8 protein-coding genes and 5 tRNA genes are annotated in these 8,298 nt (G+C 61.9%); 10 read left to right on the top strand and 3 right to left on the bottom strand.

Translation table 11 applies throughout. The annotated features are described in order from the left end of the window. Positions 1 to 254: 254 nt before the first annotated feature. The 6 genes from QOC89_RS17260 to QOC89_RS17235 all read left to right on the top strand — a co-directional run bounded on the left by QOC89_RS17260 (position 255) and on the right by QOC89_RS17235 (position 1,656). Positions 255 to 330: transfer RNA gene (locus QOC89_RS17260), tRNA-Ala, on the top strand. A gap of 155 nt (positions 331 to 485) precedes the next feature. Beyond that, positions 486 to 561: transfer RNA gene (locus QOC89_RS17255), tRNA-Glu, on the top strand. Positions 562 to 655: 94 nt separating this feature from the next. After that, positions 656 to 732 (top strand) — tRNA-Asp (locus QOC89_RS17250). Positions 733 to 793: 61 nt separating this feature from the next. Continuing rightward, positions 794 to 869 (top strand) — tRNA-Glu (locus QOC89_RS17245). Positions 870 to 963: 94 nt separating this feature from the next. After that, positions 964 to 1,040: transfer RNA gene (locus QOC89_RS17240), tRNA-Asp, on the top strand. Between the two features lie 151 nt (positions 1,041 to 1,191). After that, on the top strand, positions 1,192 to 1,656 hold the full coding sequence (locus QOC89_RS17235) for a GNAT family N-acetyltransferase (protein ID WP_323046124.1): 465 nt from the start codon (positions 1,192 to 1,194) through the stop codon (positions 1,654 to 1,656). Between the two features lie 33 nt (positions 1,657 to 1,689). Here QOC89_RS17235 and QOC89_RS17230 read toward each other — a convergent pair whose 3' ends face one another. Then, positions 1,690 to 2,559 (bottom strand): helix-turn-helix transcriptional regulator, encoded by an 870-nt coding sequence (locus QOC89_RS17230; protein WP_323046123.1) that lies wholly within the window; start codon positions 2,557 to 2,559, stop codon positions 1,690 to 1,692. Between the two features lie 312 nt (positions 2,560 to 2,871). Here QOC89_RS17230 and rraA point away from each other — a divergent pair, with 312 nt between their 5' ends. Beyond that, a complete protein-coding gene (gene rraA, locus QOC89_RS17225) occupies positions 2,872 to 3,366 on the top strand; it encodes a ribonuclease E activity regulator RraA (RefSeq protein WP_323046122.1) in 495 nt (164 codons plus the stop codon). 140 nt (positions 3,367 to 3,506) lie between these two features. Then, complete coding sequence (locus QOC89_RS17220) at positions 3,507 to 3,908, top strand: gamma-glutamylcyclotransferase family protein (protein ID WP_323046121.1); 402 nt, start codon at positions 3,507 to 3,509, stop codon at positions 3,906 to 3,908. Between the two features lie 221 nt (positions 3,909 to 4,129). Here the strand turns inward: QOC89_RS17220 and aceB are convergent, their stop codons facing one another. After that, a complete protein-coding gene (gene aceB / locus QOC89_RS17215) occupies positions 4,130 to 5,740 on the bottom strand; it encodes a malate synthase A (protein ID WP_323046120.1) in 1,611 nt (536 codons plus the stop codon). A 91-nt stretch (positions 5,741 to 5,831) separates the two neighbouring features. Next, positions 5,832 to 6,707 (bottom strand): (S)-2-haloacid dehalogenase, encoded by an 876-nt coding sequence (locus QOC89_RS17210; protein WP_323046119.1) that lies wholly within the window; start codon positions 6,705 to 6,707, stop codon positions 5,832 to 5,834. A 174-nt stretch (positions 6,708 to 6,881) separates the two neighbouring features. Here QOC89_RS17210 and QOC89_RS17205 point away from each other — a divergent pair, with 174 nt between their 5' ends. Further along, positions 6,882 to 7,784 carry a LysR family transcriptional regulator gene (locus QOC89_RS17205; RefSeq protein WP_323046118.1) on the top strand — a complete coding sequence of 301 codons (903 nt, stop codon included), beginning with the start codon at positions 6,882 to 6,884 and terminating at the stop codon, positions 7,782 to 7,784. 214 nt (positions 7,785 to 7,998) lie between these two features. Then, positions 7,999 to 8,298 (top strand): universal stress protein (locus QOC89_RS17200; protein WP_323046117.1); only part of this gene is annotated, 300 nt, incomplete at its 3' end.

The raw sequence follows: 8,298 nt of genomic DNA, 5'->3' as shown, positions 1-8,298 counted from the left end.
GCACCACGCACACACCGTCCATTGACGCGGTGCTGATGCTGTTCGGCCGCGAGACGGTGTTGACCCGGCTCGACAAGGGCATCGCCTGAACATGAGCATGAGGTGGGGTGGTGCGGGCGCGTGGCATCGTCGCGAACGGTGTCCGGTTTGCGCCTCAAATTTGCACCCTAAGAACGAACTATTTTCAGATGCTGGGCCAAAAGGTATTTACAACTTCAAAAGTGCCCCTTAGAATCTCGTTTCTGTTCTGCAAGGGGGGTATAGCTCAGCTGGGAGAGCGCTTGCATGGCATGCAAGAGGTCAGCGGTTCGATCCCGCTTACCTCCACCATCAGAGCAGAGTGAAGTAGTTCTGAAGTCTGGAGCGTGTAGCAAAAAAGACTTCACAAACAGTTGTAACGTAGTTAGAATATCGGTCTTTGCTGCTGGCGAAACAGAAATTAGCGTGAGTTAGCAGCAAGATAAAGACAAATCTGAAAAGATTATGTCCCCTTCGTCTAGAGGCCTAGGACATCACCCTTTCACGGTGAGTACAGGGGTTCGAATCCCCTAGGGGACGCCAAACATCAGCGTCGCTTTAGTGTTCGATAAGAAGCAGTAAAGCAGCGCAGCTTGCAGAGAAAAAACCAACGCTCGCAAGTCATGATAGGCAAACTGGAGTGGTAGTTCAGTTGGTTAGAATACCGGCCTGTCACGCCGGGGGTCGCGGGTTCGAGTCCCGTCCACTCCGCCAGACAAAGCCCGTTCATACAAACTTGAACGGGCTTTTTCATTAAAGGTGTAAGCAGTACGTTGTCCCCTTCGTCTAGAGGCCTAGGACATCACCCTTTCACGGTGAGTACAGGGGTTCGAATCCCCTAGGGGACGCCAGGATATCGGCGTCGTTCAGTTGGCAGTGTGAGTTAGCACGCTGAGCGGTGCAGTTGGTGAATGAGCAAGCTCATAAGCCGCAGTGCAAAAATCTGGAGCGGTAGTTCAGTTGGTTAGAATACCGGCCTGTCACGCCGGGGGTCGCGGGTTCGAGTCCCGTCCGCTCCGCCAGATTTAGAAAGCCCACTTCGAAAGAAGTGGGCTTTTTTTATTTCCGTGGCCGGTCAGTCTGGATATCGTCCGGTATGCTCCGGACAAACAGCCATTGCCAGCGCGCGCGGCCTGTTTTACCGTTGACCCGACTCATCTTCGTCGTCCCGCCATGTTCGATCCAACCGAAGCTCCGTCACCATTTTATCTGCGCGTCGCCGGCATGGACGATTTCGAGTTCGCCGAGGCGCTGACTCGCAACAACATGGGTGGCTACTATCATCGGCACCATCTGGTCTGGCGTGGCGATCTGTTTCTCGGCAGTTGGCGCGAGTCGGAGAATTTCATTCTCGAAGTGGACGGCAAGCCGATCGGCGTGTTGCGCATCACCCAGGAAGGCGACTCGCTGCATATCCGCGACGTACAGATTGCCGAAGGGCATCGGCGGCTTGGCGCCGGCACGTATCTGCTCGATATGTCGCATCAGTGGGCGCGCGAGCGCGGGCTGCGCGAATTGCAGTTGCGCGTGTTCGTCGACAATCCCGCCGCGCGGCTTTATCAGCGCAAAGGGTACAAGCTGACCGGACCGCGTCTTGCGCAACTCGGGGCGATCCGTCATCTGGCGCGGCGCGTGTGACGCACTGCGGCTAGTGGTGACGAGTTCACGCAGTCACTTCTGCGCGGTCTCTTCGTCGGCCTCGGTATCACCAGGATTCCCGCTCTCCACACGATGTTCAGAGCCACGCTCGATGAACGCGCGCGGGCTTTCGCCGAATGCCCGCCGGAACATCGCCGAGAACGCGCTCTGGCTCTGATAGCCCAACTCCTGCGCAACGTGCGACAGCGGCCGCCCCTGGCTCAAGAGGGGAATCGCGCGCGCGAGAATGGCCTGCTGACGCCATTGCGAAAAGCTCACGCCCAACTCCTGACGAAACAGGCGCGCAATCGTGCGCGTGCTCGCACCGACGCTCGATGCCCACTGTTCGAGCGAGTCGCCGTTCGTGGGGTCTGCGATCACGGCCTCGCATAATGCGCGCAAGCGTTTCTCGTTGGGCATCGGCACGGATAGCGGCAGTGGCTCTGAACGCGTCAGTTCGTCGAGTGCAAGCGCGCCTAACAGTTGTTCACGTGTCGCTGAAATCCCTGGCGTATCGAGTGCGGCAATCACTTCGCGCAGCAGATCCGACACCTCGACCACACGCGGTGTATCCAGTCCGGCCGGGACGGTACCTTCGGTAATGTAAAGTGTGCGCAAAAATGCCTCCTCGACCGCGACCACTTCGTGTGTCACGTGCGGTGGCACCCAGATCGCTCTCGATGGCGGGACCATCCATGTCGTGCCGGTCGTCGCGACTCGCAGTACGCCGCGTGACGCATAGGCCACCTGGGCCCACGCGTGCGTGTGCCGCGCGATTCGCCAGCCCGACGGCATCAGCCGCGAGCGCACACGGATCGGGTGCGTTTGTGTCGGCTGGAATTCGGGTGGGATGTCGGCGAAGCGGATCTGGCTCGACCGTTCTGAGTCAGCGGACGAATTCATGTTGGAGATCGATTCAATGGGCGGAGCGCAAAACGATGGCGGCTGCAAATAGGGCACCAGGTGCACGGGTACTCAAGCATAGAGCGTTTCATGCGAGGCATCCGAAGATGCAGAACCGAGAGTGCGGACTCGACGTGTGGACCGGAGCGCAGATCAGGGAGTGCGGTCTGAAGCACAGACCCGAAGCGCAGACTCTACCGCACCGCTCCGAACCCACAGCCCCCAAACCACCGATGGCTTCCATTGTAGGTGTTACGTCAGCGTCACCGTTGCATAATGTCCCGATTGCGCTCGGATCCCGAGGAGGAACTCATGGGCTTTACAACCGCTGACCTGTGCGACGCGCACGAGGACCAACTGACGCAGGGTACGCTGCGTGTGCTCGAACCGGTCTTTCATCTCTTCAGTCGCGCCGAGTGTTTCAGCGGCGAAGCGGTGACGCTAAAGGTGTTCGAAGACAATGCGCTCGTACGCGCCACGCTCGAGGAGAAGGGCGCGGGCCGGGTGCTGGTGGTCGACGGCGGTGGTAGTCTGCGGTGCGCGCTGGTCGGCGCCAATCTCGCGCAAATTGCGGAGCAGAACGGCTGGTCCGGCATTGTGCTGAACGGCTGCGTGCGCGATACGCTGGAGCTCAACGAAATCGACGTCGGCGTGGCGGCGTTGGCAACTTGCCCACGGCGCGGCCAGGCGCTCGGCAGCGGCGAGCGCGATGTGCCAGTGCAATTGCCGGGCGCGCTAGTGCGTCCCGGCGAATGGATCTATGCGGATATCGACGGCGTGCTGGTGGCGAGCGTGTCGCTGAACTGAACCTTCCTTCGGCAACTGCAACGGCAAGCCGAACCCCGGCTACCACCGAAGCACGCCGAACCCCGGCTACCGCCGAAGCAAGCCAAACCCCGGCTACCGCAGAAGCAAGCCAAACCCATTATCAAGGAGAGCAAACGACGATGCAGACCGTCTTTGTATACGGCACATTGCGGGCCGGTGAAGTGAACGACATCAGCGAGGCCGCGGCACGCAACGACATCGCCGCGCCGAATCTGCTCGGCACGGCCACCGTACGCGGCCATCTGTTCGACTTCGGCTCGTATCCGGGGCTCGTGGTCGACGAGGCGGGCGTGGACGTCACGGGCGACGTCTACGAAATCGACGACGAACTGGTTGCAGTGCTCGACGAGATCGAAGCGGTGTACCCCGGGGTCGAAGATCGTTTCCTCGCGCGGGAAGTGATGGTGAAGGTAGACGGTAACGTGGTGAACTGCCGCTTCTATCCGGTCGCGCCCAATGCGGTAAAGGGCCTCCCGGAAATCAGGTCGGGCGATTGGGTCGAGTATCGCGTCACGCGCTAAAGGCGGCGGGACCCGGCCAGGGCGAGCGCATCGGAGTGCGCCAGCAGCGTGCCGCGCGCACGCAAGCAGCGCCTGAAAAAGCAGCCCGGCAGGCATGCGCCTGTCGGGCCGTCCGGTCGGTCAGCCTTGCGACCCGGACCGCTCTTTTGATCTTGCGTGGCTGGTGAGAGCGGGCCCGGTACGACGTCGTTATTGATTCTGCGTGAGGCCGTTCAGACGCCTCAGATTTCCTCGTAAAGCGGCAGCGTCAGGAAGTCGGTGAACTGCTCCGACGTCGACATTTCCTCGAAAATTTGTGCAGCGCGATCGTACGGCTTCGTATCGCCGCCGACGACCTGTTTCACCTTGTCGAGTTCTTGTGCCGACAACTCGCGCACCAGCTCGACCGTGACCTTGCGGCCGTCTTCGAGCTTGCCCTTCGGCGAGCGAATCCACTGCCACACCTGCGAGCGGGAAATCTCCGCGGTCGCCGCGTCTTCCATCAGGTTGTGAATCGGCACGCAGCCATTGCCCGCGAGCCATGAACCCAGGTAGTGAATGCCGACGTTGATGTTGTTGCGCAGACCGCCTTCGGTGATCGGCGCTTCCGGACGGAAGTCCATCAGATCGGTGGCGGTGACGAGCACGTCGTCGCGTTGCTTGCCGATCTGATTCGTCTTGTCGCCGAGCACCTTGACGAATTCTTCCATCGCGATCGGCACGAGCCCCGGATGCGCGACCCAACCGCCGTCGTAACCGTCGCCGGCATCGCGCGCCTTGTCGGAACGCACGCCGCCCATGGCCTTGTCGTTGGCTGCCGGATCGTTCTTGATCGGAATCAGCGCGCTCATGCCGCCGATTGCCGGCGCATTGCGACGATGGCAGGTCTTCAGCAACAGCAGCGCGTAGGCGCGCATGAACGGCGAGGTCATCGTGATCTGCGAGCGGTCGGCAAGGCAGAAGTCGCGGTCGCTCTTGAACTTCTTGATCGCAGAGAAGATGTAGTCCCAACGGCCGGCGTTCAAACCCGAACTATGTTCGCGCAGCTCGTACAGGATCTCGTCCATTTCGAACGCGGCGACGATCGTTTCGATCAGCACGGTCGCGCGAATCGTGCCGCGCGGCACGCCGACCGCTTCCTGGGCGGCGACGAAAATGTCGTTCCACAAGCGCGCTTCCAGATGACTTTCCATCTTCGGCAGATAGAAGTAGGGGCCCGAGCCGCGGGCGACCAGTTCCTTCGCGTTGTGAACCATGAAGAGCGCGAAATCGAAGATGCCGCCCGAGACGCGCTTGCCGTCCACCGTCACGTGCTTTTCGTCCAGATGCCAGCCGCGCGGACGCACGATCAGCGTGGCGGTCTTGTCGTTCAACTGGTACGACTTGCCGTTCTGTTCGAGCGAAATCGTGCGGCGCACCGCGTCCTTCAGATTGATGTGGCCGGTAATCTGGTTATCCCAGCTCGGCGCATTCGAATCTTCGAAGTCGGTCATGTACGAATCCGCGCCTGAATTCAGCGCGTTGATGATCATCTTGCGCTCGACCGGGCCGGTGATTTCCACCCGACGGCATTGCAGATCTTGCGGCAGCGGCGCGATCTTCCAGTCGCCTTCGCGCACGCTTTTCGTGGCGGCGAGGAAGTCGGGACGCTCGCCGGCGTCGAGCCGCTTCGTGCGCTCCGCACGCGCTTGCAACAGCTGCTGACGGCGCGGTTCGAACGTGCGATGCAGTGCGGCGACGAGTTCGAGCGCTTCGCGGGTGAGGATCGCGTCATAGCCGGGCTTGATCTCAGCCGTGATTTCCATGCCCTGCGGCAACTGCAGCGATGATTGCGATGACAGCGGATGCGCCATGATTTCTCCTTGGTCGGTCAGATTGCAAAGATGCAAATGTTGAGATGTTGAGATGCGGTTGAAATGCGTCGTGAGATCCTGGTGGTAGCCGTCATGCGCCAGGGCTGTGGCGCGTGCGGCTGCCACCGGGATGACCGGTGCTGCCCGTGCCGCTATTGCGGTCGGGCGACGCGAGGGACTGCAGAAAAGCGGGCAGATCGTTCATGCTTTCGCCCGCGCCGTGCGGCGTGACGCCCAGTTCTTCGGCTGGTGCGTTTTGCCGGTTGAGCCAGAAAGTGGTGAAGCCGAACCAGCTCGCGCCTGCCACGTCCCAGCCGTTCGACGACACGAAGACGATCTCGCGCGGCTCTGCGCCGAAGGCTTGCGTGCCGAGCGCGTAGGCCGCCGGCGCGGGTTTGTAGGCGCGAACCGTGTCGACGGATAGCACGTGGTCGAACAGGCCCGTCATGCCGGCGCTCTTCACGGCGATATCGAGCATTTGGGGATTGCCGTTCGAGAGGATCGCGAGACCCGGCCGTGAGCCGGCTTTGCCGCTCGCGGACGCGGATGATGCCGAAGCGGCCGAAACTGAAACAGTCGAAGCCGAAGTCGAAGCCGAAGCCCCGTCGCGCAGTTGGCGCAGCGTGGGCACGGCATCGGGAAAAGCGGACAGGCACGCATATTCGTCCATCAGACGCTTCTCCGCCGCGCGGCCTAGCGTGAGATGCAGCTTTTTGGTGGCGAAGCGCAAGGCATCGCCCGTGATGTCCCAGAACGGCCGGTAATGGGCACCGGGCGCGTCGCCCCGTGCTGCGAGCGTGCGCAACTGCGTGTATTCGATCTGCTTCAGGCGCCACAACTGCGAGAGCGCGTCGCCGTGGCCCGGGAACATCTGCTCTGCGGCAGCGATCACCGAATGCACGTCGAACAGCGTGCCGTAGGCATCGAAAATCACTGCTTTAGGAAAGGGTGTCGTTGTGGCCGACATTGCCGTGCACTCCTGTCAGAGGTCAGGATGGATTGTATTAGTGATGCTCAAGGCTAAAAAAGAAGCTAAAGATCACTTGATCTTTTACTTTCATGCACCTAATCTGACGCGCACCGACCACTTTCCGTGCACTCCCCAAGGCACTTTCTTCGGGGCGTCGCGGCTGCGCTGCCCATGGACCGTTTCAAGCAGATCGAGACATTCGTTACCGTGGCCGCGAGAGGCAGCCTGTCCGCCGCGGCGCTCGCCGAAGGCGTCGCGCCGGCGATCATCGGCCGCCGCATCGACGCGCTCGAAGAGCGCCTCGGCGTCAAATTGCTGGTGCGCACCACCCGCAAGATCACGCTGACCTTCGAAGGGTCCGCGTTCCTGGAGGATTGCCAGCGCGTCATCCACGACATGCAGAACGCCGAGGCCAGCGTATCGGCGGGCGGCGTGAAGGCGAGCGGCCATTTGCGGCTGTCGGCGCCGGCAGGCTTCGGGCGCAGGCATGTGGCGCCGCTGGTGCCGGCCTTCACCGTCGCGCATCCGGATGTGTCGATTACGCTCGACCTGTCCGACCGGCTGGTCGATCTCGTCAACGAGGGATTCGACTGTGCCGTGCGTCTGGGCGAATTGCCCGATTCGTCGCTGGTGTCGCTCAAGCTCGGCGAGAACCGCCGCGTGTGCGTGGCGTCGCCGTCGTATCTGGGCCGGCGCGGCTCGCCGCACACGCTGGCCGATCTCGCGCATCACAACTGCCTCGCGCTCGGCGCGAGCGCCAATCAGCAGCGCGGCTGGATGTTCCTGCAGGGCGACAAGGTCGTATCGATCAAGGTGTCCGGCACGATGGAATGCTCGGATGGCGCGGTGCTGCACGAGTGGTGCCTCGAGGGCTACGGGCTTGCGTGGCGCTCGTGGTGGGAGGTCGGCACGGATATCGCGGCCGGGCGCCTCGTCAGCGTGCTCGACGAGTTCGCCGCGCCGCCGATCGGCATCCATGCGGTTTTCCCGCAGCGCCGGCATTTGCCGCTGCGGGTTCGATTGTTTCTGGACTTTCTCAAGCATACGTACGGCCATCCTGATTACTGGGGCTGACGCCGGCTCAAGCGCAGGTTACGTCCGGCGATCCGGCGCAATGGCACCCTGCACAATCGCCGCAGACCTTCGCAGCGGGTTTTCGATATGCGGACAGACCCGCACGATGGCGTCGAGCGCATTTCCGCGGACTACAATCGATTGAGGCGGCTTCCATGCCGAGCCTCGTGGCACGCTGACGCCGCGCTGCACGCAGCCGGCGACGGAGGGCATCATGTTCAGGCATATCCTGGTTCCGACCGATGGTTCAGACCTCTCACGCAAAGCGATAGACGGTGCAATCGACCTCGCGCAGGCCGTCGGCGCTCGCGTCACGGCCTACGCGTGTCTGCCGCAATATCCGTACTCGCCGTTTTCGGACGTGGTGATCGAGCCACCCGTTGAGTTTCTGCAGCGCAGCGAGCGTGAAGCGCGCGTGCATCTGCGGGAAGTGGAGCAGGCGGCGCGCCGTTTCGGTGTCGCGTTCGACAGCCGCACCAGCGTGCATCCGGCGCCGTATCTGGGCATCATCGAA

The sequence above is a fragment of the Paraburkholderia sp. genome (assembly GCF_034668105.1).
In the GTDB taxonomy this organism is placed as follows: Bacteria; Pseudomonadota; Gammaproteobacteria; order Burkholderiales; family Burkholderiaceae; genus Paraburkholderia.
The sequence above is the reverse complement of the archived record's forward strand: the minus strand, read 5'-3'. Positions and strand labels throughout refer to the sequence as shown.

Coding starts and splice junctions, on each gene's coding strand:
- QOC89_RS17235 (WP_323046124.1), top strand. CDS start 1,192: ATGTTCGATCCAACCGAAGCTCCGTCACCATTTTATCTGCGCGTCGCC.
- QOC89_RS17230 (WP_323046123.1), bottom strand. CDS start 2,559: ATGAATTCGTCCGCTGACTCAGAACGGTCGAGCCAGATCCGCTTCGCC.
- rraA (WP_323046122.1), top strand. CDS start 2,872: ATGGGCTTTACAACCGCTGACCTGTGCGACGCGCACGAGGACCAACTG.
- QOC89_RS17220 (WP_323046121.1), top strand. CDS start 3,507: ATGCAGACCGTCTTTGTATACGGCACATTGCGGGCCGGTGAAGTGAAC.
- aceB (WP_323046120.1), bottom strand. CDS start 5,740: ATGGCGCATCCGCTGTCATCGCAATCATCGCTGCAGTTGCCGCAGGGC.
- QOC89_RS17210 (WP_323046119.1), bottom strand. CDS start 6,707: ATGTCGGCCACAACGACACCCTTTCCTAAAGCAGTGATTTTCGATGCC.
- QOC89_RS17205 (WP_323046118.1), top strand. CDS start 6,882: ATGGACCGTTTCAAGCAGATCGAGACATTCGTTACCGTGGCCGCGAGA.